We start from the raw sequence: 26,516 nt of genomic DNA, 5'->3' as shown, positions 1-26,516 counted from the left end.
GCAAATAAATCCGACGCCGCGCGGACGGTGCTCATCAACCCCGAGTCCGACCGCGACGCGTTCCACCGCGGGCTCGGCTGTGCCAGCAAGGCCAGTGGCCCCACCCGCTCCGTCACCCTATCGTGGGCGCGAGAGCAGGGCCTCGAAGCCTGCGGCAACTGCGCGCCCGATCTCGCCCGCGAAGTCGTCACCGACGGCGGCCGCGTCGTCGAGTCTCCCGCCGACGGCGTCGACGACCTCGCCTTCGAGTACGTCCACGACCCCCACGACCCCGAGGCGTTCCTCGTCCGCTGCACCACCTGCGGCGAGATCGACGAGTGCTCCGACCGCGGCGACGCCCACAGCAAGGCCGACACCCACGGCCTGAACTGCTCCGCTACCGGCGTCACGCCCGTCTCCTCGAAGCGCGTCGCCACCGACGGCGGCCGCGACCTCTATGCGTGCGAGACGCCCGGCTGCGACGGCGAGAAGGAAGTCGTCACCCCCGACGGCTACGTCTGCCAATCCTGCGCGGACGCGCTCGCCGAGCAGTACGAGAGCGACGAGCACGACCCCCGGCTTCTCACCGATGGCGGTCAATCCGGGAACGCGTACTCAGAAAACGCCGATCCGCTCGATCTCCGGAACTACCAGAATCCGGCTGTCGTCACGTCGAAGTCTCCGGAGGAAAGCTTCGAGAAAACCAGTGTGGTTCACGCGAACGAACGCGATTCGGGCACGCTCCGAATCATAGAGTTCGACGGAACCACCCGGTTGCTCCCGGCATGGCGCTGGTGTGATGTTCGATTCTTGGAGACCGAGAGGGTCAACGACGGCCGCCGCCGCGTCACGCCCGACGAGTGGTACCTTCTTCCCTTCCAGGTGGAGCATCGAGCCGACCGCATCCCCGAAGAGGTGGAAGCATGAGCGACGCCGACGCGTCCCGCGAGACGAAGACCTTCCACCGCGCGGTATGCCCTTCCTGCGGCTCGGAGAACGGGCTGAACCGCCCGAGTACGCTACCCATCCGGGCAAACGTCGACCGGAAGCTCCACAACGAAAAGCACCACAGCGGCGCGCCCGTCGCCGAAGTCGAGTCCTTCGATGCCGAGGCGGTCGGGGCCGTCCCCGCCACTACGCCGCCCCTGCCGGGCGCGGAGGTGGACGCATGAGCCGCGCCGTCGAATCCGACGACCGGACCGACGACCTCACGGCCGACGCCGACGAGGAGCCCGCCGTCAGCATCCTCACCAACGGCGATCCCATCCGATCGCTGGCCGAGCTGCTCGACCCCGTCGCCGACGAGTTCCGCGTTCGGTTCGACGAGGACGGCATCCACACGAAGGCCATCGACCCGGCCAACGTCGCGCTCGTCGACCTGACCGCCCACGCCCAGGGCTTCGAACGGTTCGACGTCCACGAACCCACGACGTTCGGCCTCTCGCTGCCTGCCTTCGAGAACGCCGTGACGTGGGCGCGGAAGCGCGGCGGCGACGGTGACCCCGTCGCAATCGATGTGTTCGACGACCCCGCACGGATGCGCGTCCGGGTGACCCGACCGGACCAGGAGATCACCCGCGTCACGGAGTGGTTCGGCGTCGACACCGACATGCTCCGGGAGGATCCCCACATCCCGGAGGAGCTCACGCTCCCCTGTCGCGCGGACCCGAGCGTGAAAGCGTTCAACCAGGGTATCAAGGCCGTCGACAGCAATCACGACCACGCGTTCGTCACCCGCGACGACTCGACGTTCGTGCTGGGGAGTCAGGCGGACGGCAACACGACGCCGTCCGACGACGAGGACGGGCGGACCGACCCCGAGGATGCGGTGCTGTTCGCCAACTGCGCGTGGGCCGAGAGTGACGACGTGGAGCCGTTCTCGACGTTGTTCAGTCTCGACTACCTGACGGACATCGCGGCCGGCATCAAGCGCGGGAAGGCCGACCGGCTCCTCGTCAAGTGGGGCGACGAGTTCCCCGCGAAGTTCGAGATCGAACACGACGAATGGGGTTTCGAGGCGACGTACATGCTCGCGCCCCGAATCAAGAAGGATAACCAGGAGGGATCCGCGTGACCCTGAGCGCATTCCCCTACATCGGCGGCAAGACCCGGCTCGCCAGCTGGGTCATCGACCACCTGCCGCCGCACACCGCGTACGTCGAACCCTTCGGCGGCTCCGGCGCGGTCCTGCTGAACAAGCCCCGGAGTACGGTCGAGGTGTTCAACGACAAGGACGACGACGTAGTGACGTTCTTCCGCGTCGCACGCCAGCGCCCCGAGGAGCTGGCCGAGTGGTGCCGGATGACGCCGTTCTCCGAACAGCTTCACAATAGATGGGCCGACGCGTTCTTCGCCGGCGAGCGCCCCGACGACGAGCTCGAGCACGCCGGGCGGTGGCTGTTCCTCCGGTACAGCCAGTACGCCGCGAAAGTGTCCTCGAAAAGCGGGTTCAAGCGTGAGAGTCCGAACGACGAGAAGGGCAGCCGGAACGCGCGAAACTGGGGCAACGTCCCCGACCGTATCGACGACGTGGCCGAACGCTTCCGGGGCGTCTCCGTGGTCAATGAGGACTACCAGACCGTCATCGAACGGTACGACTCCCCCGAAACGGTGTACTACCTCGACCCACCGTACTTCGGGAAAGAAGACTTCTACCAAGAATCGGCGGAACACTCCTCCCTCGAGCAGACACTCGATGACATCGACGGCTACGCGATCGTCAGCTACTCGGAGATCCCGCCTGGGCTGTACGAGGACTGGCACACCGTCGAGAAAACGACCCACCACTCCGCTGCGGGGAACGGCAAGGAGGCCGACGAGCGGCTCCTGATGAACTTCGACCCGGAGACGGTCGAGCCGTGGGTACCAGCACAGCAGACGGCGGCGAGTGAATGGGGGTCGGAAGCGTGACCGACGACCTGGAGCCGATCGGGCCGCGGGAGGCGGTCGAGATGTGGCTCGACCACCAGCGGTCGACGCGAGCGGAGACGACGATAGAGACCTACGAGTACCGACTGGCTCCGTTCGTGGACTGGTGCGAAGAGGAGGGGATAGACGACCTCTCCGAGCTGTCGAGCCGGGACGTGTTCGAGTACGAGTCCACCCGACGCGGGGAGGACCTGGCCGTGTCGACCCTGAACAACCAGATCGGGACGCTGAAGCTGTTCCTCGGGTTTTGCGTCCGGATCGAGGCGGTCAGCGAGGACCTGCCGCAGAAGATCGAGGTGCCGACCTCGGAGGAGTTCCGGGCGATGGTCAGCCAGGAGAAGCTGAAGGCGACCCGTGCGAAGGAACTCCGCGAGAACCTGCACCGGTACGCCCGCGCGACTCGCCGACAGGCGATGTTCGAACTGCTGTGGCATACAGGATGCCGGGTGGGCGGCCTCCGGTCGCTCGACCTGTGCGACCTGTACTTCGAGGAGGCCGACCTCGAACGGTTGCGCCACCGGAACGACATCGACGAGGAGGTGCTGGAAGAAGCCGATCCGCCGTTCGTGTTCTTCCAGCACCGGCCCGACGCCGGCGTCGGAACGCGGCTGAAGAACGGTATCGAAGGCGAGCGTGCGGTCGGTGTGACTCAGACGGTCGCGGACCGCGTACAGGAGTACATCGACGTGAACCGGACCCGGCGTAGCGGTGAGGACGGCCGACGCCCGCTATTCACGACCGAACACGGGGACACGGCGCGCGTGTCCACGTCGAGCGTCCGGCGGGAGATCTACATCATGACCCAACCGTGCCGGTTCGGCGACTGTCCGCACGACCGGGATCCCCAGGAGTGCGAGGCGACCGATCACGGCTTTGAGTCCCGGTGTCCGTCGGGCCGGTCGCCGCACCCGATCCGCTCCGGGGTCATCACGTACCTGCGTGACCAGGGGTGGCCGCCGGAGGCGGTCGGCGAACGGGTCGACGCCACGCCGGAGACCATCCGGCTGCACTACGACCTGCCGGACAAGATCCGGCGGATGCAGTCCCGACGAACGTACATCGAGGAGACGTACTAACCATGTTCAGAGCTAGCATTCACCACGGTCTGCGCAACGTCCGAAGTACTGCGCACGGCGGTCCCACTCGAAATTATCCAACTTTCCATTCTCGACAGTCTCAACTAACTGAGCCTGCCGAGAACCCAGTTCGCAGGGCTCGGACGAACGACAGCCCGAGGGATATGGTAGGTGGGGGTCGGACTGTCGTTCGTTCCGGTGTGCCGATTCCCCCTACTTGTAAACTGGGCAAAAGGAAACTTCGGTGGGCTTCTCGCTCCGCATCTACTTCACGGGGATCGAATTGACGGGATAGAAGACGAACCGCTCGTTCTCCCAGTCGACCTCCGCCGCGATCACGTCGGACTGAAACAGGTTAAAGAGCAGGAACGGGCTGTCGAGGGAGAGTTCCGAACTCCGGTCGTCGTCTTCGCTCATTAGCAACCGAAGTAGCAGATGTCAGTATATACGCTCGTCGGGAGCCACGTTCTCTACTCTCAGGCGAACACATACCGTGCCTGGCAGACACCCGCATTCGCCGCCGTCACCCCGCGTCTCACGGCCGGTCCGCGACGAACGCGTACGTCCCGTCGTGGTCGCCCTATTCGACCTGCTGCCAGGAGTCGGACGTTTCGAGCGCCCGGACGGCCGGCCGGAGCTCCGACCGGATCGCACCGTAAAACCGCTCCCGACCGACCGGCGTCCGGGCGCGGACGATAGCCGTTTCGCTCGTGACCTCGAAAAGCGACAGTCGCCACCGGCTGTTCAGGTGGTCCCATCTGCCGAGGACCGTCGCGTCCTCGCCCCGAACGGAGCGTGTGCCCAGCTCCCAGCTCAAGCGGGTCGGATTGGACAGGGCGAACGGCACGACGTCGGGGAGCGTGATGCCCCCGTCGCTCTCGTTCCGGCTGGTATTGACTGCCATAGTACGAGGACTAGTATCGTTCAGCAAAAATGTGTCCATTTTCGTGACGAACGGACCCGGGACGGCGAACTCGGTGTCGCCGACGCGGACCCGGAAAGCCCCCATGGCGATGGGTCCGGAGCGGGGCGACAGCGGGGACGGCAGGGGGCACCCGCTCAGAACGTCACTTCCCAGGAGTGTTCACAGTCGCCACATTCGAACAGGATCTTCACGCCGGCGTCAGTGTGCTCCCGGTGGACCCGCGACCCGATCCCCTCGGCGCAGTCCGGACAAGGAAACTCGTTCACGTCGGGTCGTAATTGTCGGCCGGCCGGTATCCGTGAAACGCCTAATATTTTTGATCGGCCGAGGAAACGGGGCGAGTCGGGCGTGTGGCCCGGATCCCCTACCGCGCGTCCTCGACTGCGTCGACCATCGCCGCGGCGTTCTCGGTGATCGCCTCGAAGTCGTCCCGCTCGACAGCGTCGTGGTCGACGAGCGAACTGCCCGCGCCGACACACTCCGCGCCGGCCTCGATGAACTCGCCGGCGTTGTCCGGGCCGACGCCGCCGGTCGGCATGATCGGCACCTGCCCGAGCGGCCCCTTGATGCTGGAGAGGTAGCCCGGGCCCAGATCCGAGGCGGGGAACAGTTTCACCATGTCCGCGCCGGCCTGGTACGCCTCGATGGCCTCGGTCGGGGTGGCGACGCCGGGCGCGACGGGGACGCCGTAGCGGTTGCACGTCTCGACCACGTCCTCGTGGAACGAGGGCGAGACGACGAACTCCGCGCCCGCGAGGATGGCCGCCCGGGCCGTCTCGGCGTCGAGGACGGTGCCCGCGCCGACGACGACCTCGGTGTCGTCGAGCGCGTCGACGACGTCCTCGATGAGGCCCATCACGCCGGGCGTGTCGGCGGTGAGTTCCAGCGCCGTGACGCCGCCCTCGCGGAGCGCGTGTGCGATGTCGACGACCGCGTCCGCGTCCGCGCCGCGCATGACCGCGACGACGCCGCTGTCCTGCATCTGCCGGAGCGTCTCCTGCTTTTCCATGTCCGCCGATCCCGTCCCCGCGCTCTTGTAACTACTCCTCTCCGCCGGCGCGACCGGGACGATCCGGGCCGCCGCCGGCTCCGAACCTTCCCCGTCGAACATGAACAACGTTTTTCGCTCCGACGGCGAAGTTCCACGCCACGAACATGTCCCGGTGCATCCTCGTCATGGGCGACAACCACGGCGACGTCGGATCGCTGGAGCGCGTCCTCGACGACGTCGAGGACGAACCGATCGATCTCGCCGTCCACGTCGGCGACTTCACGCGGGCGTGGCGACATGACCGGGAGCTAGGCGTCGAGCAGCTCCGGGTGGTCGAGCCGCTGCTGGACCGGATCGACGACGCGGTCGACCACGGGCTGCTGTGGGTGTGGGGCAACCAGGATCACTTCGGCGACATCGACTACGGGATCGACGCCGGGACGGAGATACCGGCCGACGGCTACGTCACCGTCGACGGCCAGCGGTTCACCAACGCGCCCGAACACGTCGAGGACGACGTGGTCCTCGTCACCCACATGGAGAAGTGGTCGCTGGTGGACCACTTCGACGGGCGGGCGCACTTCTGTGGCAACACCCACCTCGGCCGGCTGACGGACCGTCGGCTCAACTCCGCGTTCCTGCAGGCGTCGGCCCCGGACGCCGACGAACCGACGTACGGCGGGTACTTCGTCGTCGAACTCGGCGACGAGGGCCCCCGCGACGTCGAACTCCGCCCGCTCGGCGACCTCGAACGCCGGACCTGCGAGCGCCACGGCGACCGCGGCGTCCAGTTCCTGCCGGCGGACTGGGAGTGCATGTACTGCCGCGACGAGCGGATCCTGTACCGGGAACTGGCCGGGTCGGCGTTTTATGGGTGTGCGGACGGCGACGACGGCGCGGCCGTGACCGAGGCGGATCTGGTCGAGCACGCCGTCTCGCTCCGGGACGACCCAGAGCCGGGGTTCCGCCGCGACTTCGAGCGATACGTCGCCGACATCGGGGACGACAGGTACGCGCCGCTGGCCCGCGAGGACGGGGAGGGGGATCGGCTCGTCGTGGCCGACGAGGGCTACTCGTACTGACGGCGACCTACTCCCGCTTGACGCCGGGGTTCGTCACCGCGCCGTTAGCCGCGGAGTCGAACGCCGCGCCGTACTTGGCCAGCACGCCGGTTTCGTAGTTGGGTTCGTGTTCGTACCCCTCGAGGCGGGACTCGATCTCCTCGTCGGAGAGGTCCACGGAGAGTTCGAGTTCGTCGACGTCGATGGTGATCGTGTCGCCGTCCTCCAGCGCCGCGATGGGGCCGCCGACGGCGGCCTCGGGCGCGACGTGGCCGATGGAGAACCCGCGGGTCGCCCCCGAGAAGCGGCCGTCGGTGAGCAACGCGACGTCCTCGGCGTGGCCCTGGCCGGCGACGGCGGAGGTGACGCCGAGCATCTCGCGCATCCCCGGGCCGCCGCGGGGTCCCTCGTTGCGGATGGCGATGGCGTCGCCCGTCTCGACGTGGCCCTCCTGAACGTACTTCATGGCGTTTTCCTCCTCCTCGAACACCCGGACCGGCCCCTCGTGGCGGAGGTGGTCCTCGCCGGTGATCTTGATGACCGCGCCCTCCGGCGCGAGGTTGCCCGTCAGGATGCGGATGGCCCCGCGCTCGTGGATTGGGTCGTCGACGGTGTGCAGGAAGTCGGCGTCGATGTCGTCGACGGCGGGCGGGTCACGCTTCTCGATGGCCTCGCCGAGCGTGTCGCCGGTGACCGTCAGCGCGTCGCCGTGGAGCAGGTCGGCCTCGTACAGTTCCCGGAGGACGACCGGCACGCCGCCGACGTCGTGGAGGTCCTTCATCACCCGCTCGCCGCCGGGCTGGAGGTCGGCGATCTTGGGGGTGCGCTCGCTGATGCGGTTGAAGTCCTCGATGTCGAGGTCGACCCCCGCCTCGGCGGCCATCGCCAGCAGGTGGAGGACGGCGTTGGTGGAGCCGCCGATGGCGACCTGCAGCGCGATGGCGTTCTCGAAGGACTCCTTCGAGAGGAAGTCGGAGGGCTTGCGCCGCTCCTGGACGACCTGCACGGCGAGTTCGCCGGCGCGCTCGGCCTCCTCGTAGCGGGACTCGGCCTCGGCGGGCGGCGACGCCGCGCCCAGCGGCGAGAAGCCAAGCGCCTCCGCGATGGAGGACATGGTGTTTGCGGTGAACATGCCGCCACACGAGCCCGCGCCGGGGCAGGCGTTGCGCTCCAGGTCGTCGAGTTCGTCCTCGGACATCTCGCCCTCGGCGACCGCGCCGACGCCCTCGAACACGTTCTGGATCGTCACCTCGCGGCCGTCGTGCTCGCCGGGCATGATCGAGCCGCCGTAGAGGAACACGGAGGGCAGGTCCGTCCGGATCGAGGCCATCATCATCCCGGGCATGTTCTTGTCGCACCCGCCGATGGTGACCAGCCCGTCCATGCGCTCGCCGAACGCGACCAGTTCCACGCTGTCGGCGATGACCTCCCGGGAGATCAGCGACGCCTTCATCCCCTCGGTGCCCATCGAGATGGCGTCGGAGATGGTGATCGTGCCGAACTCGATGGGCATCCCCTCCGCGTCGTCGACGCCGTCGTAGGCCGCCTCGGCGAGGTCGTCGAGGTGGACGTTACACGGCGTGATGTCGGCGGCGGGGTTGGCGACGCCGATCATCGGCGACGACAGGTCCGCGTCGTCGTACCCCATCGCGCGGAACATGGCGCGGTGGGGCGCGTGCTCCGGTCCCTCGGTCACTTCGCTGCTTCGCAGGTTCGGGTCCTTCTCCCCGCCGGCGGGCGACTCCTCGTCGGCCTCGCCGCGCGGCGCTTGCTCCTGGCTCATACTCGGGCATTGCGGCGCGGCGGCTTAAGCCGTCTGCTCGGCCACAAGCGTTGCCCCCGCCCGAACGTGTGCGCCGGAAGGCTCGCCACGGGGCCGGCCCGGGACAGCGTTGCCAGTGCCGAAACCCAAAACCCCCCGTTCCGCGTAACGCCGACAATGGCGACTGTCGAGACGGCGGCGCGGCTCCACTTCGGCTTCGGCAACCTCTCGCTGGCCCACGAGCGGCTGTACGGCAGCTTCGGGGTCGCGCTGACCGAGCCGCGGCTCCGCGTCGCGGCGACGCCCGCCGACGGGGTGACGGCCGACGACGCCGCCGCCCGCGAGTACGCGGAGCGCGCCGCGGCGGTGCTCGGCGTCCCCGGTGCGGCCGTCTCCGTCGAGGAGCGCCTGCCGCGCCACGTCGGCCTCGGGAGCGGGACGCAGCTCGCGCTGGCCGTCTACGCGGCCGTCGCGCGGGCAAACGGCGTCGAGCCGGACGTCCGCGAGGCCGCGCCGGCACTGGGCCGGGCCGGCCGGAGCGGCGTCGGCGTCGCCGGCTTCGAGCGCGGCGGGTTCGTCGTCGACGCCGGCCACCCGACCGCGCGGTTCACCACGGACCGCCCGGCGGACGGCGAGTGGCGGGTCCCCGCGGTCGTCGCGCGCCACGAGCTCCCCGAGGACTGGCGGTTCGTCCTCGCGCTCCCGGACGCCGACCCCGGCCGGAGCGGCGACGAGGAGGAGGCGAGCATGCGCGCGGTGGTCGAGCGCGCCGACCCCGCGGTCGCGGACGAGGTCAGCGGCGTCGTCTCGCGCCGGCTGCTCCCGGCGGCCGCGGAGGGGCGGCTGGCCGCGTTCGGCGACGCCGTCGCGGAGATCGGCCGGCTCAACGGCGCGTGGTACGCCGACGCGCAGGGCGGCGTCTACCGGCCGCCGGTCGGCACCGTCGTCGAGGAGCTGTCGGCCTGTCCCGCGGTGGCCGGCGCGGGGCAGTCCTCGTGGGGGCCGACGGTGTACGGGCTCACCGACGCGGCCGGCGTCGACGCGGCCCGGGAGGCCGCACGCGACGCGCTCGCCGCGGCGGGCGTCGACGGCGACGTGCTCGCGGCGCGGGTCCGGAACGACGGCGCGACGGTGCGCGGGTCGGCGAACCGCCGCGACCCGGACGCCGCGGGACGCGGGTGAGCGGCCCGTAAAGCGTAAGCGAGTCCGCCCGAACGGTTGGGGCATGGACCGCATCCCCTTCGGCATCTCGCGGCTCGACTCGATGATAAACGGGGGCGCGCCGCCGGGGAGCGTCGTCCTCCTGGCCGGCGACATCGGCGCGGGGGCGCGGGAGTTCCTCTACACCAGCGCCGCGATGAACGCGCTCGTCGACGCCGACCCGGAGCTGTTCGACCTCTACTACGGCTCGCTCGACGACAACTCGGTCGTGCCGGAGTCGATCCACTACCTCTCTTTCACCAGCAACCAGCCCGCGATCGTCGACGAGATGGGGTTCACGATGGACGAGGACATCGTCGACGCCGTCGCGGAGCCGATCCGCTTTGCGGACCTCTCGCCCGAGTACTTCCAGCTCTCGCCGGTGCCGACGGAGTGGTACGCCCACCGGACGCAGGACATCACGTCGCTCGGGGAGCGCCACGACCGCCGGGACGTGCTCGACGCGATGGGCGACTACCTGAACGAGAACGCCGCCGGCAACCTCGTGCTCGTCGACTCCGTCACCGACCTCATCAGCGCGGCCAGCGAGAACATGGACTGGTCGGACATCACGATGCTGATGAAGGGCCTGAAGAAGGCGTCCCAGGAGTGGGGCGGCCTCATCCTGCTCCACGTCAACGTCGAGGCGCTGACCGACACCCAGCTCGGTCGGCTCAACGACGCCGCCGACGGGACGATCCGGTTCCGGTGGGAGAGCGGCGGCAGCGAGCGCGACCGCGCGATGATCGTCCAGTCGTTCCGCGGCGTCCTCTCCCGGCTGGAGGAGGAAAACATCGTCCAGTTCGAGACGGAGATCGACGACGACGGGTTCAACATCACCAACGTCCGCAAGATCCGGTGATGGAGCCGACCGGGAACGGAGCGGCCGCGGCCGCGCTCCGCAACAATCCTTATGAACGCTCCATCCGAAAACAGGACGAATGGCAAGCGAGGAGACGGGGGAGCTGTCGGTCACCGTTCCCCGCGACGTAAACGAGTGGCTCGAACGACGGGCTGCGGACGAGGACACCGACAAGGGGACGGTGCTCCGCCGCCTCCTCGAGGCCGCTCACGCCGTCGAGCAGCTCGACGACGGCTCGCCGGAGGCGGTCGCACGGCAGCTCATCGCGCCGGACGACGAGGTGCCCCCCGTCGTCGAGAGGCGCATCGACGACCTCGACGACCGGTTCACGGGGCTCATCGAGGACGTCCGCGAGCGGGTCATCCAGGTCAAGCGTGAAGCCGACGGGAAGGCCCCCGCGGACCACGACCACCCGTCGCTCGACGAGCGGGTCGACGCCGCGGACGCCGCGACCGACCGGCTGGACGAGGCGGTCGACGACCTCGACGAGCGGGTCGACGGCCTCGACCGCCGGCTCGACGCCGGCTTCGAGAACTACGAGGACGTCCTGGAGTACCTGACCGACGCCACCGACGACCTGCAGGACCGGACCGACCTGCTCGCCCGGGCGGTCGTCGACGTGCGCGAGGAGGTCCGCCGGCTCGCGGGGGAGTCGGGCCGCCGGGCGGAGGCCGAGGCGCTCCAGCTCGCCGCCAACCGCTCGGGCGTCCGCGTCGCCGACTGCGAGGACTGCGGGGCGGAGGTCGACGTCGCCCTGCTGTCGGCGCCGCGGTGTCCCCACTGTGCGAGCACGTTCAACGACGTCCGGCCCAAGCAGGGCTTCCTGGGGTCACCGACGCTCCTGACCGGCGAGCCGCCGGCGCTGGAGAGCGGCAGCGAGTCCGACCTCGACGGCTCGCTCGACGACCTCGTGGCCGACGAGGACGGACCCAGCCCGCCCGACGGGTCCGGACGGCTCGGCGTCGACGGGGGCGAGGAGCCGTGAGCGGCGACGACGAGCGGGACGACCCGCTGGCCGACATCGTCGACGACCTGACGGACGCCGCGGACGAGGACGGCGTCGGCTGGGCGGGGCCGGACGAGGACCTGCCGGACGCCGCCGAGGCGACCGACGACGCGTCGCACGACGACGGGGGCGACGCCGTCGACGACTTCGGCGGTGTCGACGGTCCGGAGGCTGACGGGCTGGCAACCGACGCCCCGGACGCCGACGACGCCCCGCTCGGCGACCTGGCGGCCCGCGTCGCCGAGCGCCGGGAGGAGCGGGACGCGGCCGCCGAGGCCGACCTGTTCACCGAGCAGTCCGCCGCGGACGTCGACCGCGACCGCCTCTGGGAGCAGATCACCGGGGACGACGCCGCGGACGCGCCGCCGGAGGACCGCGTCGAGGAGCGCGACGAGCGTGTGGTCTCGAAGCGGTCGTACTGCCAGGGCTGCGAGCACTTCTCCGAGCCGCCGGACGTGCGCTGCGGCCACGACGGCACCGAGATCTTGGAGGTCGTCGACCTGGATCACTTCCGGGTCGTCGACTGTCCCGTGGTCCGCGAGGACGAACTCCTCGGGAAGGTCGGCGACGGCCGCGACGGGTAAGCGGGCCGCTTTTCGTCCCGGAGCGAGTAGCCGGGGGCATGCAGTTCTGCGACGACTGCGGCTCCATGATGAAATCGCGAGACGGGGAGATGGTCTGTACGAGCTGCGGCGCGAGCGTCGAGCGCGACGAGGACCGCGCCGCCCAGTTCGTCAGCACGGAGGCCCAGTCCGAGGACGACGTGATAGAGACCGAGGAGGGCGCGAACTTCGAGGGGAAGCCGACCGCCGACGACGTCCACTGCGACGAGTGCGGCCACACGAAGGCGTGGTACACGATCAAACAGACCGGCTCGGCCGACGAGCCGCCGACGCGCTTCTTCAAGTGCCAGGAGTGTGGCAACCGCTGGCGGGACTACAACTGATCGATCGGTTTCTATCACGAATTTCGGTCCACAAGCGTAGTTTTCGCCCCTATTCGGAGAGTTTTACCCCGTGGGTGAACATGGGTGGGATATGCGATTACACAACAGGGAGGTACGCCAGGACGTCCGGGAGCTCGGGGCGCTCCTGGGGGACGTGCTGGCCGACCAGGCGTCCCAGTCGGCGTTCGAGACGGTCGAGACGCTCCGGACGTCGGCCATCGACTACCGGGCCGGCGAGATCGATTCGCGGATGCCCCTCCAGAACGAGCTCGACGGGCTGACGCCGGAGCTTGAGAGCGTCGTCGCCCGTGCGTTCACCACCTACTTCGAACTGATCAATCTCGCGGAGGAGCGCGAGCGGGTCCGGGCCATCCGCACGGGCTCCCACGAGGGCGACCTGGAGGACAGCCTGGAGGCCGCCGCCGCGGAGCTGTCCGAGGCCGACCCCGAGACGGTCGAGCAGGTGCTCGACGACGTGCTCATCGAGCCGACGTTCACCGCCCACCCGACCGAGGCCCGGCGGAAGACGGTGAAATCGAAGCTCCGACAGGTCGCGACCCACCTCGAAACGCTGGACGAGCGCCTGCTCACCGACAAGGAGCGGGGCCAGGTCGAGCGCGACATCGACGCCGAGGTGACGAGCCTCTGGCAGACGCCGCAGGTCCGCAAGCGCCGCCCGAACCCCGAGGACGAGGCGCGCAACGTCCAGTGGTACCTGGAGAACACGCTGTTCGACGTCGTCGGCGAGGTGTACGACGAACTCGAGGACGCCCTGGACGAGGAGATGGCCGAATCGATCGACGTGCCGAAGCTGTTCGAGTTCCGGTCGTGGGCCGGGAGCGACCGCGACGGCAACCCGTACGTGACGCGTGAGGTGACCGAGAACACGCTGGAGCGCCAGCGCGCGGTCGTCCTCGACCGCTACCGCACGCAACTGAAGGAGCTGTCGGGCGTCCTCAGCCAGGACGGGAGCCGGATCGACGTGGGCGAGCGCTTCGAGAAGTCGCTGGCCGCCGACCGCGAGCGCCTGCCCGGCATCGCCGACGAGGCCGAGGAGCGCTACCCCGGCGAGCCGTACAGACAGAAGCTGAAGCTGATGCGCGAGCGGCTCAACAGGGTCGGCGACGTGCGCCCCGGCGGCTACGAGGAGGTGGGCGAACTGCAGGACGACCTCGCGGTGCTGGCCGAGAGCCTGCGCGACAACGGGGCCGACAGCGTCGCCGAGGCCCACGTCGACCCGCTCGCCCGCCGCGTCGACACGTTCGGGTTCAGCCTGGCGAGCCTCGACCTGCGCGACCACCAGGAGAACCACACGGAGGCCGTCGCCGAGGCGCTGGCCCGGGAGGGGATCGACTACGAGTCGATGGGCGAGGACGAGCGGATGGAGGTGCTGACCGAGAGCGTCCTGCAGGACGAACCGGTCGTCGACGTGAGCGACCAGGCCGACCTCTCCGACACCGCGGCGCGCGTGCTGGAGCGGTTCGAGGCCCTCGCGGAGTGGCACCGCGAGTACGGCATCCAGGCGATCGACACGTACGCCATCTCGATGACCGAGGAGCCGAGCCACGTCATGGAGGTGCTGTTCCTCGCCGACCAGGCCGACGTGGTCGAACTGCCGGGCCACTGCGGGATCGACGTCGTCCCGCTGCTGGAGACCGAGAGCGCGCTGTCGGGTGCGCGCCGGATCATGGGCACGCTGTTCGAGAACGAGGCGTACGCGGAGGCGCTCGACGCCCGGGGGAACACCCAGGAGATCATGCTGGGCTACTCCGACTCGAACAAGGAGAACGGCTTCCTCGCGGCCAACTGGTCGCTGTACAAGAACCAGCGCCACCTCGCGGAGATCTGCGACGACTTCGACGTGACGATGCGGCTGTTCCACGGCCGTGGCGGCTCCATCTCTCGTGGCGGCGGGCCGATGAACGACGCCCTGCTGGCCCTGCCGAACGAGACGATCACCGGGCAGGTGAAGTTCACCGAGCAGGGCGAGGCGATAGCCGAGAAGTACGCGAACCCGCGGGTCGCCGAGCGCAACATCGAGCAGATGATAAACGCCCAGTTGCGGGCGCGCTACCGGGCGATGAACAACCCCGAGGAGGACGTGCGCGACGAGTGGGTCGAGGCGATGGACACGATGGCCGACGCCGCCCGCGAGGAGTACCGCGGGCTGCTGGAGACCGACGGCTTCGTCTCGTACTTCGAGCAGGCGACGCCGATCACCGTCATCGAGGACCTCAACCTCGGCTCCCGGCCCGCCTCCCGCTCGGGCGAGCGCAACGTCGAGGACCTGCGGGCGATCCCGTGGGTGTTCTCGTGGACCCAGTCGCGCTGTATCCTGCCGGGCTGGTACGCGCTGGCGACCGGGATCCGGGCGTACCTCGACGACGGCGGCGACCTCGACACGCTGGGTGAGATGTACGACGAGTGGCCGTTCTTCCGGACGACGCTCGACAACGCCGCGATGGCGCTCGGCCGCACGGACATGGAGATCGCCGCCGAGTACGCCGACCTCGCGACGCCGGAACTGCGCGAGCAGTTCTTCCCCCGCGTGACCGAGGAGTACGAGGACGCCGTCGACCTGATCACCGACATCGCCGACCGCGAGGACACCATCGCCCGCGACTGGCTCCGCGAGAGCCTCCGCCGGCGGAACCCCTACGTCGACCCGCTGAACCTGCTCCAGACCCACCTGCTCCGGCAGACCCACCGAACGGACGACGAGGAGCGGACGCTCCGCCTGACGGTGAAGGGGATCGCGGCCGGGATGAAAAACACCGGGTAGCGCGGCCCCTCGCGGACCGGCGGTCGACCCCCCACCGTGGCTCAAACGCCCGTTTGTCCCTTCTGAAAGCACTTATACCGGACCGGCGATCCGGCGGATATGCAACGACGACGCTTGCTCGGCGCACTCACCGTTGGGATCGGCGCGTTCGGGGGCTGTCTCTCCCGGCTCGACGGCGGCGATGCGGCCGACGACACGAACGACGACACCGACACGACCACCGACGGCGACGACGGGTCCGACGACGGCGTCCGGGTGACGGACGCGACGGTCACGCCCGCCGTCGTCGCGGCGAACTCGCCGGACTCCATCGGGACGTACGGCGACCGGGACGAACAGTACGTCCTCGCGACCGTGGAGGCCGACGACCTGCAGGCCCCGCCGCCGGACGAGTTCGCGCTCGCGGCTGGCGGGTCGGAGTACCCCGCGACCACCGAAGTCGGCTACACCAGCCGACTCTGGGAGCGCGACAGCCCGTACGGCGAAGACGCCGGCTTCGAGGGGTGGCTCGCGTTCCGCCTCCCCAAGCCGCTCGACGCGGACGCCCCGGCCGTCGCCTGGGAGGGGAGCGAGCACGCGCTCGGCGACGACGCCGTCGCGGAACTCGCTCGCCCGCCGACCGACTGGGAGATCACCGAGTTCGCCACCCCCGACGCCGTCGCGCTCGGCGAGGAGGCGACCGTCTCGCTCACCGTCGAAAACGTCGGCGACGCCGACGGCACGTTCGTCGGCGCGCTCAACCGGGTCGGCCCGTGGATCGCCTACGCGCCCGAGACGGCGGTGACGCTCGACGTCGCCGCCGGCGAGACGGCGTCGTGGGAGTTCGGCCACACGGTCGACGAACGACACGGCAGCGACGCCGCGGAGCGCGCGATGCGCTTTCACCTCCAGTGGCGCGGCGACCAGTTGACGCGGGAAGTGACGGTGGAGATGGAGTAGCCGGGACTGCCGGTCCGCGCCGCTTATCCGCCGTGGCCCCCAACGAACCGCCGTGACGACGGAAGCGGGCGGCGAGCGCCGCGTCGAGGTGTACCCCGGCAAGGAGGCCGTGGTCGACTTCGACCCCGCCCTGACCTTCGAGTGCGTGGACGACTGCACCTGGTGCTGTCAGCACGGCGTGTTGCTGTACGAGCAGGACTTCCTCGAACTCGCCGACCGCGAGAGCGTCAACCGGGCGACGACGCAGTTCCGGGGACAGGACTTCGTCCGCCGCGAGGAGAAAGACCGCGAGGAGCACGTCGCCGACGACGGCGCGGCCTGTTACTTCCTGCGCGAGGACGGCCTCTGTGCGCTCCACGACGAGCACGACTGGAAGCCCGCGCGCTGTTCGGTGTTCCCGCTGGCCGTCAGCGTCGAGGACGGCGACATCCACGTCGACGTGCGCGACTCCGCCCACGAGCACTGCGAGGGGCTGGACGTGAGCGAGCGCCGGGTTATCGAGGAACTGGACGCGTTCCTCCCGGAACTGCTGTGGGAACTCGACGACCCCTCGTCCGACCGGGAGATCTGAGCAACGGGTCGCGGCGGGGACGGCGGCGACCGGTTCAGCTGACGACCAGCCACGCCGCGAACACGACGAGCGCCCCGAACGCCGTGCTCCCGACCGCGTGCAGGCGGAGCCGGTCGAGCAGGTGGTGGGCGTCGTCGCCCACCTGCGCCACCTCGTACACCTCGCCGCCGAGTTCGCACTCCGGGAGGAAGTCCATCGCGACGTGGAGGAACACGCCGGCCGCGAAGCCAAACACCGCGGCGTTCAGCGTCTGGTTCGCCGGCAACTGGACGAGCGCCGCGGGGATGGCCGTCAGCCCGACCCCGGCGGCCGGCAGCAGCAGGACGGAGACGGGCCGGCCGTCCGAGGCGAGCCGACGGGCCGCGGCGTAGCCCGCCGGCCCCTTGTGCGAGACGATGGCGAGCCCGAGCAGCGGCCCCAGTTCCGGCATGTTGCCGTAGATGATCCCGATGATGGCACCCGCCGACAGCGCGTGGGCGGTCAGCTCCAGCGCCGTGTGGTCGAAGCCGAAGTCGACGTGCGTGAAGCGGTGGCCGACGGTGTGTGCGCCAAAGCCCGTCAGCAGCCCCGCGGCGACGCCGAAGCCGCCGACCTTCGGGTGGAGGCCGAACGCCTGCGGGAGCAGGAAGACGGCCGCGCTGGTCACCATCGCGCCGCTGGCGAGGCCGTAGCCCCACACCAGCGTCAGCGCGCGCTCGTCGCCGGCGCTGCGCGCGCCGAGCGGCGCGGCCCCGGCCATCGCGGCGAACGCCACCCACGAGATGACGACGACCTTGTCGGTGCCGGTCGCGCGGCCGGCAAACAGCACGGCGAACCCGGTCAGCCCGACGAGCAGCGCCACCGCGACGGCCCCGACGCCGGAGGTCCCCCGGAAAATATTAACAATATTTCCCCGTTCGTTAATACCCATTTGGTATGGACAAGCGTTCGGATGGTAATAAGCTCCCGGTTATCGCGTCGCCGAGCGCCACTCGCGGAGGCCGAGGACGCTTCCGTCCAGTTCCGCCGCCGGCGCGTCGGTCGCCGCCCACCGGAAGATGGGGGCGACGTCGGCCGGGTCGCGGCCCCCCGACCCGGACAGGTCGGTGGCGACCAGCCCCGGATCGACGCAGCCGACCGCGTGGGGGGTGTCGGCGGCGAACCCGCGGGCGACGGCCTCGGCGGCCGCCTTCGAGACGGCGTAGGACCCCGTCCCGGGCTCGGCGTCGCGCGCGACCGACCCGGTCGGCACCAGCACCCGCGCGCCGTCGTTCAGGTGCGGCAGCGCCTCGCTGACCGACGCGAACACGCCGCGGGCGTTCGTCCGCAGGTGGTCGTCGAACGCCGCGTACGACTCGCCCGACAGCGGCGTCTCGCCCGGATCGCCGTGGTAGACGCCCGCGTTGGCGACGACGTGGTCGATGCCGTCGTCGCGGAAGCGCGCGGCGGTCTCCATCAGCCGCTCGACGTCGAACTCGTCGCGCACGTCGGCGCGGATGCCCGTCGCGGTCCCGCCGTCGGCCTCGATGGCGTCGACGGCGTCGGCCACCCTATCCGCGTCGCGGGCACAGAGCACCACGCTCGCCCCGGCGTCCGCGAACTCGCGTGCGACCGCCCGTCCGATCCCCTCGGTGCCGCCGGTCACGACGGCCGTCTCGCCGTTCATACCACGCCTTGGGCCGAGATGCGGGTAAAACCACGGGGGGAGAGGGGAGCGCTTTTTATCACTCCGCCGTAGCTTGATGTATGCAACCGCTCGCGGGCGAGTCGGTCGTGGTCATCGGCAGCGGCTTCGGCGGCCTCTCGACGGCGTGTTACCTCGCCGACGCGGGGGCCGACGTGACCGTCGTGGAGAAAAACGACCAGCTTGGCGGGCGCGCCAGCAGGCTGGAGGTCGACGGCTTCCGGTTCGACATGGGGCCGTCGTGGTACCTGATGCCCGACGTGTTCGAGCGGTTCTTCGGCCACTTCGACCGCTCGCCCGGCGAGTACTACGGGCTGGAGCGACTCGACCCGCACTACCGGATCTTCTTCAAGGAGAACGAGGGGCCACGCCCCGCGGCCCCCGAGGGGGGCGACCTCCCCGACGGACTGCACGCCCGGTCGGACGGCGACGTGGTCGACGTGCCGGCCGACAAGGAGCAGTCCAAGCGCATCTTCGAGGCGTACGAGGAGGGCGCGGGCGACGCGCTGGAGGCGTATCTGGAGGAGGCGGCGTACACCTACGACGTGGGGATGGAACACTTCGTCTACGAGGACCGGAGCCGGTTCCGCGACTTCCTCGACCCGGACATCGCCCGCCACGCCGACGGCCTCTCCCTGCTCGGGACGATGCAGGAACACGTCGAGGACTACTTCGACCACCCGAAGCTCCAGCAGGTGATGCAGTACACGCTCGTGTTCCTCGGCGGGTCGCCGACGAACACCCCCGCGCTGTACAACCTGATGAGCCACGTCGACTTCAACCTCGGCGTCTGGTACCCGGAGAACGGGCTGGGCGGCGTCGTCGACGGCATCGCCGAACTCGGCGGGGAACTGGGCGTCGAGTTCCGCACCGGCGAGCCCGCCACCGAGATCAAGGGCAAGCGCGGCGGCTTCCTCGTCGAGACCGAGGGCGGCAAACACCTCGCGGACCTGGTCGTCAGCGACGCCGACTACGCCCACACCGAGCAGGACCTGCTCCCGCCGGAGAAGCGCGGCTTCTCGGCCGACTACTGGGACTCCCGGACGTACGCGCCCTCCGCCTTCCTCATGTACCTCGGCGTCGAGGGCGAGGTGCCCGAACTGGCCCACCACACGCTCGTCCTGCCGGCGAACTGGCAGCAGCACTTCGACCGCATCTTCGAGGACCCGGGCTGGCCCGACGACCCCGCTTACTACCTCTGTGTGCCCTCCAAGACCGACGACACTGTCGCGCCGGAGGGCCACAGCAACCTGTTCGCCCTCGTCCCGATCGCCCCCGGGCTGGACGACGGCCCCGAGGTTCGCGAGGAGTACCGGGACCTCGTCCTCCGGGACATCGCGGCCCACGCCGACACCGACCTCCGGGACCGGATCGTCGTCGAGGAGATATTCTCGGTCTCGGACTTCGCGGACCGCTACAACAGCGTCCAGGGGACCGCGCTGGGGATGGCCCACACGCTCTCCCAGACGGCCGCGTTCCGGCCGCCCCACCGCTCGAAGGAGGTCGACGGCCTCTACTTCACCGGCTCGTACACGACGCCGGGCATCGGCGTGCCGATGTGTCTCATCAGCGGCGACGTGACCGCGGAGAAGGTGGTCGAGGACGCGCGAGCATGAGCGCCGGCCGCGCGGCGTACCTGCTGAAGCTGTCGCGCCCGCGGTTCTGGCTCTACCTCGCCGGCCCCGTCCTCGTCGGCGTCGCCTTCGGCGCGCGGGCGGTCGGGGACCTCGGTTCGCCGGCGGCGGTCGCGCTGTTCGCGTACTTCCTCGTCCCGGCGAACGTCTACCTCTACGGGATAAACGACGTGTTCGACGCGGACGTCGACGCCGAGAACCCGAAGAAGGAGGACCGGGAGGTGCGCTACGGCGGCCAGCGGTTCGTCGTCGCCGCGGTCGCCGTCTCCGCGGCACTGCTGGCGGTCCCGGCCGCGCTCGTGCCCGCGCTCGCGCTGCCGTGGCTCGCCGGTTACTTCCTGCTGGCGACGGAGTACAGCGCGCCGCCGCTCCGGTTCAAGACGACACCGTTCCTCGACTCGCTGTCGAACGGGCTGTACGTGCTGCCGGGGGCGGCCGCCTACGCCGCCGTCGCGGGCGAGCACCCGCCCGCGCTGGCCGTCGCCGGCGGGTGGCTCTGGTCGATGGCGATGCACACGTTCTCGGCGATCCCGGACATCGAACCGGACCGACGCGCGGGCATCCGCACGACCGCGACGGCGCTCGGCGAGCGCCGGACGTACGCGTACTGCGCCGCCATCTGGGCGCTCGCGGCAGCCGCGTTCGTCCCGCTCGACCCGCGTGCCGGCGCGCTGCTCGCCGTCTACCCCGTTCTGGTCGCCGGCGTCGCGGTCTCCGACGTCGCCGTCGACCGGGCGTACTGGTACTACCCGGCGATAAACACCGTCGTCGGCGCGGCCCTGACGATGGGGGCGCTGTGGGGGACCGTCCATGGATAGGGCCGCGGTCGAGCGCCGACTGGACGACCTCGTCCGGGAGAACCGCTTCACCATCGCGGTCGTGTTCCCGGCCGTCGGAGCCGTCCTCCTGCTCGCAAGCGCCGAGGGGCTGGTGCCGGAGCCGCTGGCCTTCCAGCCGACGCTCGTGCTCTTCGGCACGCTCGTGATGCGGTTGCCCCTGATCGCGGGCGTCTCGCCGCTCGTCGACCGCCGGGCGGCCGCGGCCGTGCTCGCGCTGACGGCGTACGCCTACGGGATCGAGTTCGTCGGCGTCAACACGGGGTGGCCCTACGGCGGCTTCGAGTACGGGATCGACCTCGGCCCGATGCTCGCCGGCGAGGTGCCGGTCGGCCTCCCCGTGTTCTTCCTGCCGCTGGTGCTGAACAGCTACCTGCTCGTTTTGCTGTCGCTCGGCGACGCCGCGCGCCGGCGCGCCGTCCGCCTGCTGGCGACGCTGGCGACGGTGCTCGCGGTCGACCTCGTGCTCGACCCCGGCGCGGTCGCGCTCGGCTTCTGGGCGTACGACGCCGGCGGCGCGTACTACGGCGTGCCGCTCTCGAACTACGCGGGCTGGGTGCTGTCCGGCGCGGTCGCGGTGGCGTGTTTCGACGTCGCGTTCGACCACGCGGCGCTCGTCGTGCGCCTGCGCGACTGCTCGTTCATGCTCGACGACCTGGTGAGCTTCGTGTTGCTGTGGGGGCTGATAAACGCCTTCTACGCGAACGCCGTCCCCGTGCTGGTTGCGGCCGGCTTCCTCCTCGCGCTGCTCCGGACCGACGAGTTCGACGCGGCCGTTCTCCGCCGGCCGGTCGAGCGCCTGGGCGGGCGGTGAGGCCCGCGGGTCGCGGCCGGCGGTCGCCCCGTCAGCGCACCGGCACCGGCTCCGGCGGCTCCGCCTCGTAGCGGGTCCGGCCGGACTCCGGGAGCGCGCTGACGCGGCGGAACACGGCCACCGGGTCGCGGTTCCACTGCCAGTGCCAGCGCGTCCGGGCCGCCAGCCACAGTTTCCGCGCGGTGCCGAGTTCCGGCTCCGCGGAGAGCACGTCGTACCCCTGTTTGCGGATCTCTCGGTGGTGGTCGGCGTACAGCACCGCCGACAGCAACACCGCGAACTGGCAGTCCTCGGGCAGGTACTCGATGCCGGCGACGCCCTGCCGGTAGAGGCGCTCGGTGCGGCCGATCTCCTCGCGCATCGCGTCGGCGAACCCCTCGGAGAACTCCAGGTCCTCGACCTGCCGCTCGGGGACGCCGTGGCGCTCCAGGGTCTCCAGCGGGAGGTAGATCCGGTCGCGGTCGACGACGTCCTCCCGGACGTCCCTGAGGAAGTTCGTCATCTGGAACGCCTCGCCGAGCGCGACGGCGTGGGGCAGGGCGGCCTCCTCGTCCTCCGTGCCCATGATCGCCGTCATCATCGCGCCGACGGCGGCGGCCGAACCGCGCATGTACGCCCGGAGGTCGTCGTACGTCTCGTAGCGGTCCGTGTCGATGTCCGACTTCATCGCGTCGACGAACGCGTGGATCTCGCCGTCGGGCACGTCGTACTCCTCGCCGACCTCCTGAAACGCCGCCAGCACGTCGGAGTCGGTCTCGACGCGGCCGAGCGCCTCGTCGCGCAGTTCCTCGAGGCGGGCGGCCTGCTGGTCGGGGGGCGTCCCGTTCGCGTCGTCGACGACCTCGTCGGCGATCCGGAAGAACGCGTAGAGCACGTACGTCGGGTGGCGGACCCGTTCGGGGAGGACGCGCGTCGCGAGGTGGAACGTCTTCCCCGTCCGTCGCTGGATCGCCTTGCTCTTCTCGATGTGGCTGTCCTCAGGCATGGACGAGGGGGAAACCGTCGGCGTCTCGTCGGGCGGAGCGCGTTCGGCCGAACATGATCTACCCTCAGTAAGGATTGAAGTAGTATAATAATTCGTGTCGCCCGAGGGGGTCCGGAACCGCCGCCCCGCGGCGGCGGTCCCGCCCGGTTTCGGCACGGCCGGCTCCGACCGCCTTGGGGCCGGCCGATCGGCACCGACCCCCCAGCGTCCGGCCGAGCGGCCCGAACGCCGAAGCCCCGCACGCTGCCGCGTGCCGACCCGAACTTATGCGACTGGTCGCCGTAGAACGGGTATGCTCTCCCGCGTCCTCGTTCCGATGGACGGCTCCGAGATGGCGGAGCGCGCGCTGGAGTACGCGCTCGACAACCACCCCGACACCGACGTGACCGTCCTCGTCGTCGTCGGCGAGCCGACGGCGATGATGGGCGAGGCGATGAGCCTCGCGTTCGAGGCGGACCTGGAAGCGGCCGCCCGGGAGCGCGCCGATGCGGTGATCGGGCGCGCCGAGGCGATCGCGGCCGACCGCGGCGTGGAGATAGACACCGCGGTCGACATCGGCCGGCCCGCGCGGGCCATCGTCGCCCACGCGGCGGACCACGACGCGGTCGTGCTGGGGAGCCACGGCGGCGACCTCTCGGGCCGCCTGTTCGTCGGCAACGTCGCCGAGACGGTGTTCCGGCGCTCGCCGGTGCCGGTGACGACCGTGCGGTGACGCCCGCGCGTCGACGCCGCCACGCCGTTCGCCGGCAGCCCTTTGTGCGTTCGCCGGCCACCGCCGGTATGCGATATCTCGTCGCGACGGACTCCGTCCACACCAGCGCGGCGGCGTGTGACTACCTCGCGGACCGGCTCGCCGACGGCGACGCCGTCGTCGGCGTCGCGGTCGCGGAGACCCCGGACGAGGAGCGCGACCGCCGGGAGGCGCTGAACGTGCTCCGCGTGCGGCTCCCGGGCGCCGACGTCGAGACGGAACTCCGCCACGGCGACGCCGCCGACGAACTCCGGGACGCGGTCGCCGACCACGCGGCGGACGAACTCGTCGTCGGCCCGCGCCGGGGCGACCCGGACGCCGACCCGGCGCTCGGCGGCACCGCCCGCGCGTTGCTCGCCGAGCCGCCGGTCCCAGTCGTCGCGGTGCCGCTCGACGGCGGCTAGCGCTCGCGCCGGTCCTCGCGTTCCTCGCCCTCGCGCCGCCGACTGCCGTGCCCGCGGCGGCTCCCGAACCGCCGGTCGCGCTCCCGGGTCGTGCGCCGTTCCCGGTCGCCCGTCTCGGCCTCGTCCGACTGAGAGCCGCTGCGCTTGCTCCCCTCCGAGGGGTTACGCCTCGCGACGCGGCTCCGTCGCCGGGTGCCGTGCTGCCGGTTCGACTGCTGGCCCGCGCGGTCGCTCGACTGGGGGTCGCCGCGCTGCGTGCCCCGCCCCGTGGCCCGCTCGTGCCGGTCGGTGCCCCGGTCCGTCGCGGAGGGGTTCGTGGCGGACCCGTCCCCGCCGCGTTCGTCGCGCGACTCGCGGCGAGCGCCGCCGTACTCGGACTCGTCGCGCTCGGAGTAGGCGGGCGTCCCCCGTTCCAGGTTCCGCCGCGTCACGTCGCTCTCGTCGGCTCCGTACTCCTCGCTGCCCGAGCCGTACCCCTGGCTGCGCGCCGGTTCGCGCTCGCTCTCGCCCCACATCGGCCCGACGTCGCCGAAGCCGGCGCGGGCCGTGCGGCCCTCCTCGTCGCGCCCGGCGTGTTCGCGGGTCGTCTCGCGGTCGTTTGCCGCGTCGCTGCTGCCGGTCCAGCGGCCGCCGCTGGTGCCGCGGTCCGTCCGGTCCTCGCCGAGTTCGCGCGACCGGCGGCCGTAGCGCCGCCCGCCGCCTGCCCGTTCACCGCCGGGTCGGTCGTCCGTCTCGCGGCGGTCCTGGCTCATGTCGCCCTCGCTCCAGCCCTCGCGGGACCGGTCGCCGGACGAGTGGCGGGCCTGGCCGCCCCGGCGGAGGTCGCCGACGCCCTCCTGCCGGTCGCCGGCCGCCCCCTCGAACTGGTCGTTCGGCCCGTACGTGCGCCGCTCGCGGAACGCCTGTCTGTCCTGCATAGCTCCCACCCGAGTCGAACGTCGCCGCCGAGCGCCTTGAGCGTGGGGCAACGCCTCCGCCGGGTTACCGGTCGGGGAAGTTACCGTCGGGCGCGGCAAGCGGGCGTTCGTCCGGCGCTACTCGTCGAGCAGGTTGTCGGCGAGCATCGGGACGAACGTGCCGATGTCCGACACCATGCCGATGGCCTGAGCGCTCCCGCGGTCGAGCAACTGGGTGACGGTGGAGGGGTTGATGTCGACGCAGACGACCCGCGTGGTGGAGGGCAGGCAGTTGCCGACGGCGACGGAGTGCAACAGGGTGGCGAGCATCAGCACCATGTCGGCCTCCCGTGCCTGCTCGCGGATGGCGTTCTGTGCCTCGACGGCGTCGGTGATCGTGTCCGGTAGCGGCCCGTCGTCGCGGATCGACCCGGCGAGGACGTACGGCACGTCGTTCTCGACGCACTCGTACATGATCCCCTCGGTGACGACGCCGTCCTCGACGGCGGCCTCGATGCCGCCCGCGCGGATGATCTCGCTGATGGTGTAGATGTGGTGCTTGTGGCCCTTCCGGGGGTGTTCCATCGTCTCCATGTCCATCCCGAGCGAGGTGCCGTACAGGCCGCGTTCGAGGTCGTGGACGGCGAAGCCGTTGCCCGCCGAGATGCCGTCGACGTACCCCTCGCTGACGAGGCGGGCCAGGTCGTCGGCCGCGCCGGAGTGGATGAGCGCCGGGCCACACACCGCCAGCACGTCGCCGCCGTCCTCCTTCGTCTGCTCGACGGCGTCGGCCACCTTGGCGATGAGCGACTCGGACGGGCGCTCGCTGGAGACGCCGCCCTGCATGAAGCCGAACGCGCCGCCCTCGTCGCCGCGGGGGCGCTCGGGCGGTTCGACCCGGATGCCGGCCTCGCCGGTGACGATCATGTCGCCCTCCTCGACGGCGTTCAGCACCTTGGTGTAGGCCCGGGGGCCGCCGTCCGCGCCGTCTCGCGGCTCCGTGTCGTCGCCGCTCGACCCGTCAGGGGTGCGTTGCACCCCTCGCTCGACGACCACGGCACAGTCCATCTCGATGTCGTCGACGGGGAGCCACTCGCCGTCGACCCGCACGAACGTCGGGTGGTTCGTCGTCGAGTAGAACCCGGTCGGAACCACCTGGTCGGCGGGGGCCGGCTCCAGCGTGGCGTCGGAGGGGTCGAGCAGCGTCGCGCCGTTCTGGTGGAGTTCGTGGAGGATCGCCTGCAGTTCGTGGTCCGTGTCAGCCGAGACGGCCAGCCGGGCGTACGACTCGGCGTGCTTGTGGCGGCCGATGTCGAACTGCTCGACCTCGAACGAGCCGCCCATGTCCATGATGAGGCCGAAACACCGGCCCATCATCCCCGAGTCGATGATATGGCCCTCTAGCTCCACGGTCCGGGTCGCGGTCATGGGGAACGAATGGCGGGACGGCGACAAGAGCGTTGTGGAGGGGGCGACGATTCGCCGCCGGGTGTATGATAAACTAC

29 protein-coding genes are annotated in these 26,516 nt (G+C 70.5%); 19 read left to right on the top strand and 10 right to left on the bottom strand.

Annotated elements, in window-relative coordinates; genetic code table 11:
• Positions 1-27 precede the first annotated feature (27 nt).
• Genes EYW40_RS19580 through EYW40_RS07860 form a run of 5 tightly spaced genes read left to right on the top strand, consistent with a single transcriptional unit; the run spans position 28 to position 3,983 of the window.
• The gene (locus EYW40_RS19580) at positions 28-906 is read left to right on the top strand and encodes a hypothetical protein (protein ID WP_161973180.1); all 879 of its coding nucleotides are present in this window, start codon (positions 28-30) and stop codon (positions 904-906) included.
• Positions 903-1,151, top strand: coding sequence for a hypothetical protein (locus EYW40_RS19575; RefSeq protein ID WP_161973179.1), 249 nt, complete (start codon positions 903-905; stop codon positions 1,149-1,151). The genes EYW40_RS19580 and EYW40_RS19575 overlap by 4 nt, the downstream gene beginning before the upstream one ends.
• Positions 1,148-2,053: a beta clamp domain-containing protein gene (locus EYW40_RS07870; protein ID WP_161973178.1), complete on the top strand. Its 906-nt coding sequence runs from the start codon at positions 1,148-1,150 to the stop codon at positions 2,051-2,053. Before EYW40_RS19575 ends, EYW40_RS07870 begins: the two co-directional genes overlap by 4 nt.
• Entirely contained in the window at positions 2,050-2,889 is an 840-nt protein-coding gene (locus EYW40_RS07865) for a DNA adenine methylase (RefSeq protein WP_237560582.1), read from the top strand. Before EYW40_RS07870 ends, EYW40_RS07865 begins: the two co-directional genes overlap by 4 nt.
• Entirely contained in the window at positions 2,871-3,983 is a 1,113-nt protein-coding gene (locus EYW40_RS07860; RefSeq protein ID WP_237560581.1) for a tyrosine-type recombinase/integrase, read from the top strand. Before EYW40_RS07865 ends, EYW40_RS07860 begins: the two co-directional genes overlap by 19 nt.
• 264 nt (positions 3,984-4,247) lie before the next feature.
• On the opposite strand, the gene EYW40_RS19570 is transcribed toward EYW40_RS07860, so the two are convergent.
• From EYW40_RS19570 to EYW40_RS07850, 4 genes are all read right to left on the bottom strand, one after another.
• Positions 4,248-4,400 carry a hypothetical protein gene (locus EYW40_RS19570; protein WP_161973177.1) on the bottom strand — a complete coding sequence of 51 codons (153 nt, stop codon included), beginning with the start codon at positions 4,398-4,400 and terminating at the stop codon, positions 4,248-4,250.
• A gap of 163 nt (positions 4,401-4,563) precedes the next feature.
• A complete protein-coding gene (locus tag EYW40_RS07855) occupies positions 4,564-4,887 on the bottom strand; it encodes a hypothetical protein (RefSeq protein WP_135821068.1) in 324 nt (107 codons plus the stop codon).
• Positions 4,888-5,042: 155 nt separating this feature from the next.
• Positions 5,043-5,174, bottom strand: a complete 132-nt coding sequence (locus EYW40_RS20295; RefSeq protein ID WP_259370025.1) for a hypothetical protein — start codon at positions 5,172-5,174, stop codon at positions 5,043-5,045.
• Between the two features lie 98 nt (positions 5,175-5,272).
• A complete protein-coding gene (locus tag EYW40_RS07850; RefSeq protein WP_135822035.1) occupies positions 5,273-5,917 on the bottom strand; it encodes a bifunctional 4-hydroxy-2-oxoglutarate aldolase/2-dehydro-3-deoxy-phosphogluconate aldolase in 645 nt (214 codons plus the stop codon).
• 146 nt (positions 5,918-6,063) lie between these two features.
• Between EYW40_RS07850 and EYW40_RS07845 the strand changes: the two genes are divergently transcribed.
• On the top strand, positions 6,064-6,981 hold the full coding sequence (locus EYW40_RS07845) for a metallophosphoesterase family protein (protein ID WP_135821067.1): 918 nt from the start codon (positions 6,064-6,066) through the stop codon (positions 6,979-6,981).
• 7 nt (positions 6,982-6,988) lie between these two features.
• On the opposite strand, the gene ilvD is transcribed toward EYW40_RS07845, so the two are convergent.
• Entirely contained in the window at positions 6,989-8,743 is a 1,755-nt protein-coding gene (ilvD, locus tag EYW40_RS07840) for a dihydroxy-acid dehydratase (RefSeq protein ID WP_135821066.1), read from the bottom strand.
• Between the two features lie 156 nt (positions 8,744-8,899).
• Between ilvD and EYW40_RS07835 the strand changes: the two genes are divergently transcribed.
• The 8 genes from EYW40_RS07835 (at position 8,900) to EYW40_RS07800 (ending at position 17,028) form a co-directional block, all read left to right on the top strand.
• Entirely contained in the window at positions 8,900-9,904 is a 1,005-nt protein-coding gene (locus EYW40_RS07835) for a beta-ribofuranosylaminobenzene 5'-phosphate synthase family protein (RefSeq protein WP_135821065.1), read from the top strand.
• A gap of 43 nt (positions 9,905-9,947) precedes the next feature.
• Entirely contained in the window at positions 9,948-10,784 is an 837-nt protein-coding gene (locus EYW40_RS07830; RefSeq protein ID WP_135821064.1) for an RAD55 family ATPase, read from the top strand.
• A 79-nt stretch (positions 10,785-10,863) separates the two neighbouring features.
• Positions 10,864-11,769: a hypothetical protein gene (locus EYW40_RS07825; protein WP_135821063.1), complete on the top strand. Its 906-nt coding sequence runs from the start codon at positions 10,864-10,866 to the stop codon at positions 11,767-11,769.
• Positions 11,766-12,374, top strand: a complete 609-nt coding sequence (locus tag EYW40_RS07820; RefSeq protein WP_135821062.1) for a DUF8135 domain-containing protein — start codon at positions 11,766-11,768, stop codon at positions 12,372-12,374. The genes EYW40_RS07825 and EYW40_RS07820 overlap by 4 nt, the downstream gene beginning before the upstream one ends.
• Before the next feature lie 38 nt (positions 12,375-12,412).
• Complete coding sequence (locus tag EYW40_RS07815) at positions 12,413-12,736, top strand: transcription factor S (RefSeq protein ID WP_135821061.1); 324 nt, start codon at positions 12,413-12,415, stop codon at positions 12,734-12,736.
• Positions 12,737-12,827: 91 nt separating this feature from the next.
• Entirely contained in the window at positions 12,828-15,518 is a 2,691-nt protein-coding gene (ppc, locus tag EYW40_RS07810) for a phosphoenolpyruvate carboxylase (RefSeq protein ID WP_135821060.1), read from the top strand.
• 99 nt (positions 15,519-15,617) lie between these two features.
• A complete protein-coding gene (locus EYW40_RS07805) occupies positions 15,618-16,457 on the top strand; it encodes a hypothetical protein (RefSeq protein ID WP_135821059.1) in 840 nt (279 codons plus the stop codon).
• Positions 16,458-16,509: 52 nt separating this feature from the next.
• Positions 16,510-17,028 carry a hypothetical protein gene (locus EYW40_RS07800; protein ID WP_135821058.1) on the top strand — a complete coding sequence of 173 codons (519 nt, stop codon included), beginning with the start codon at positions 16,510-16,512 and terminating at the stop codon, positions 17,026-17,028.
• A 34-nt stretch (positions 17,029-17,062) separates the two neighbouring features.
• Here the strand turns inward: EYW40_RS07800 and EYW40_RS07795 are convergent, their stop codons facing one another.
• Together EYW40_RS07795 and EYW40_RS07790 are read right to left on the bottom strand one after the other, a co-directional pair.
• A complete protein-coding gene (locus EYW40_RS07795) occupies positions 17,063-17,938 on the bottom strand; it encodes a ZIP family metal transporter (RefSeq protein ID WP_135821057.1) in 876 nt (291 codons plus the stop codon).
• A 39-nt stretch (positions 17,939-17,977) separates the two neighbouring features.
• Complete coding sequence (locus EYW40_RS07790; protein WP_135821056.1) at positions 17,978-18,673, bottom strand: SDR family NAD(P)-dependent oxidoreductase; 696 nt, start codon at positions 18,671-18,673, stop codon at positions 17,978-17,980.
• A gap of 80 nt (positions 18,674-18,753) precedes the next feature.
• On the opposite strand from EYW40_RS07790, the gene EYW40_RS07785 reads away from it, so the two are divergent.
• Genes EYW40_RS07785 through cruF form a run of 3 tightly spaced genes read left to right on the top strand, consistent with a single transcriptional unit; the run spans position 18,754 to position 21,975 of the window.
• On the top strand, positions 18,754-20,307 hold the full coding sequence (locus EYW40_RS07785; RefSeq protein WP_135821055.1) for a phytoene desaturase family protein: 1,554 nt from the start codon (positions 18,754-18,756) through the stop codon (positions 20,305-20,307).
• Positions 20,304-21,143 (top strand): prenyltransferase, encoded by an 840-nt coding sequence (locus EYW40_RS07780; protein ID WP_135821054.1) that lies wholly within the window; start codon positions 20,304-20,306, stop codon positions 21,141-21,143. Before EYW40_RS07785 ends, EYW40_RS07780 begins: the two co-directional genes overlap by 4 nt.
• On the top strand, positions 21,136-21,975 hold the full coding sequence (gene cruF, locus EYW40_RS07775) for a bisanhydrobacterioruberin hydratase (RefSeq protein WP_135821053.1): 840 nt from the start codon (positions 21,136-21,138) through the stop codon (positions 21,973-21,975). The genes EYW40_RS07780 and cruF overlap by 8 nt, the downstream gene beginning before the upstream one ends.
• A 31-nt stretch (positions 21,976-22,006) precedes the next feature.
• Here the strand turns inward: cruF and EYW40_RS07770 are convergent, their stop codons facing one another.
• Positions 22,007-22,960, bottom strand: a complete 954-nt coding sequence (locus EYW40_RS07770) for a phytoene/squalene synthase family protein (RefSeq protein WP_135821052.1) — start codon at positions 22,958-22,960, stop codon at positions 22,007-22,009.
• Between the two features lie 292 nt (positions 22,961-23,252).
• Here EYW40_RS07770 and EYW40_RS07765 point away from each other — a divergent pair, with 292 nt between their 5' ends.
• Positions 23,253-23,672: a universal stress protein gene (locus EYW40_RS07765; protein WP_135821051.1), complete on the top strand. Its 420-nt coding sequence runs from the start codon at positions 23,253-23,255 to the stop codon at positions 23,670-23,672.
• Between the two features lie 68 nt (positions 23,673-23,740).
• The gene (locus EYW40_RS07760; protein ID WP_135821050.1) at positions 23,741-24,115 is read left to right on the top strand and encodes a universal stress protein; all 375 of its coding nucleotides are present in this window, start codon (positions 23,741-23,743) and stop codon (positions 24,113-24,115) included.
• Here the strand turns inward: EYW40_RS07760 and EYW40_RS07755 are convergent.
• Positions 24,112-25,032 carry a hypothetical protein gene (locus EYW40_RS07755; protein WP_135821049.1) on the bottom strand — a complete coding sequence of 307 codons (921 nt, stop codon included), beginning with the start codon at positions 25,030-25,032 and terminating at the stop codon, positions 24,112-24,114. The two genes, EYW40_RS07760 and EYW40_RS07755, sit on opposite strands and share 4 nt — an antisense overlap.
• 117 nt (positions 25,033-25,149) lie before the next feature.
• Entirely contained in the window at positions 25,150-26,439 is a 1,290-nt protein-coding gene (locus tag EYW40_RS07750) for an ornithine cyclodeaminase family domain (protein ID WP_135821048.1), read from the bottom strand.
• Positions 26,440-26,516: the final 77 nt, after the last annotated feature.

This window comes from Halostella litorea (assembly GCF_004785955.1).
GTDB classification, from domain to species: Archaea; Halobacteriota; Halobacteria; order Halobacteriales; family Natronoarchaeaceae; genus Halostella; species Halostella litorea.
The sequence above is the reverse complement of the archived record's forward strand: the minus strand, read 5'-3'. Positions and strand labels throughout refer to the sequence as shown.

What these genes read in the sequence shown, in the direction of transcription:
- EYW40_RS19575 (WP_161973179.1), top strand. Translation starts at nt 903, where the DNA reads ATGAGCGACGCCGACGCGTCCCGCGAGACGAAGACCTTCCACCGCGCG.
- EYW40_RS07870 (WP_161973178.1), top strand. Translation starts at nt 1,148, where the DNA reads ATGAGCCGCGCCGTCGAATCCGACGACCGGACCGACGACCTCACGGCC.
- EYW40_RS07860 (WP_237560581.1), top strand. Translation starts at nt 2,871, where the DNA reads ATGGGGGTCGGAAGCGTGACCGACGACCTGGAGCCGATCGGGCCGCGG.
- EYW40_RS19570 (WP_161973177.1), bottom strand. Translation starts at nt 4,400, where the DNA reads ATGAGCGAAGACGACGACCGGAGTTCGGAACTCTCCCTCGACAGCCCG.
- EYW40_RS07855 (WP_135821068.1), bottom strand. Translation starts at nt 4,887, where the DNA reads ATGGCAGTCAATACCAGCCGGAACGAGAGCGACGGGGGCATCACGCTC.
- EYW40_RS07850 (WP_135822035.1), bottom strand. Translation starts at nt 5,917, where the DNA reads ATGGAAAAGCAGGAGACGCTCCGGCAGATGCAGGACAGCGGCGTCGTC.
- EYW40_RS07845 (WP_135821067.1), top strand. Translation starts at nt 6,064, where the DNA reads ATGTCCCGGTGCATCCTCGTCATGGGCGACAACCACGGCGACGTCGGA.
- ilvD (WP_135821066.1), bottom strand. Translation starts at nt 8,743, where the DNA reads ATGAGCCAGGAGCAAGCGCCGCGCGGCGAGGCCGACGAGGAGTCGCCC.
- EYW40_RS07835 (WP_135821065.1), top strand. Translation starts at nt 8,900, where the DNA reads ATGGCGACTGTCGAGACGGCGGCGCGGCTCCACTTCGGCTTCGGCAAC.
- EYW40_RS07830 (WP_135821064.1), top strand. Translation starts at nt 9,948, where the DNA reads ATGGACCGCATCCCCTTCGGCATCTCGCGGCTCGACTCGATGATAAAC.
- EYW40_RS07825 (WP_135821063.1), top strand. Translation starts at nt 10,864, where the DNA reads ATGGCAAGCGAGGAGACGGGGGAGCTGTCGGTCACCGTTCCCCGCGAC.
- EYW40_RS07815 (WP_135821061.1), top strand. Translation starts at nt 12,413, where the DNA reads ATGCAGTTCTGCGACGACTGCGGCTCCATGATGAAATCGCGAGACGGG.
- ppc (WP_135821060.1), top strand. Translation starts at nt 12,828, where the DNA reads ATGCGATTACACAACAGGGAGGTACGCCAGGACGTCCGGGAGCTCGGG.
- EYW40_RS07805 (WP_135821059.1), top strand. Translation starts at nt 15,618, where the DNA reads ATGCAACGACGACGCTTGCTCGGCGCACTCACCGTTGGGATCGGCGCG.
- EYW40_RS07795 (WP_135821057.1), bottom strand. Translation starts at nt 17,938, where the DNA reads ATGGGTATTAACGAACGGGGAAATATTGTTAATATTTTCCGGGGGACC.
- EYW40_RS07790 (WP_135821056.1), bottom strand. Translation starts at nt 18,673, where the DNA reads ATGAACGGCGAGACGGCCGTCGTGACCGGCGGCACCGAGGGGATCGGA.
- EYW40_RS07785 (WP_135821055.1), top strand. Translation starts at nt 18,754, where the DNA reads ATGCAACCGCTCGCGGGCGAGTCGGTCGTGGTCATCGGCAGCGGCTTC.
- EYW40_RS07780 (WP_135821054.1), top strand. Translation starts at nt 20,304, where the DNA reads ATGAGCGCCGGCCGCGCGGCGTACCTGCTGAAGCTGTCGCGCCCGCGG.
- cruF (WP_135821053.1), top strand. Translation starts at nt 21,136, where the DNA reads ATGGATAGGGCCGCGGTCGAGCGCCGACTGGACGACCTCGTCCGGGAG.
- EYW40_RS07770 (WP_135821052.1), bottom strand. Translation starts at nt 22,960, where the DNA reads ATGCCTGAGGACAGCCACATCGAGAAGAGCAAGGCGATCCAGCGACGG.
- EYW40_RS07765 (WP_135821051.1), top strand. Translation starts at nt 23,253, where the DNA reads ATGCTCTCCCGCGTCCTCGTTCCGATGGACGGCTCCGAGATGGCGGAG.
- EYW40_RS07760 (WP_135821050.1), top strand. Translation starts at nt 23,741, where the DNA reads ATGCGATATCTCGTCGCGACGGACTCCGTCCACACCAGCGCGGCGGCG.
- EYW40_RS07755 (WP_135821049.1), bottom strand. Translation starts at nt 25,032, where the DNA reads ATGCAGGACAGACAGGCGTTCCGCGAGCGGCGCACGTACGGGCCGAAC.
- EYW40_RS07750 (WP_135821048.1), bottom strand. Translation starts at nt 26,439, where the DNA reads ATGACCGCGACCCGGACCGTGGAGCTAGAGGGCCATATCATCGACTCG.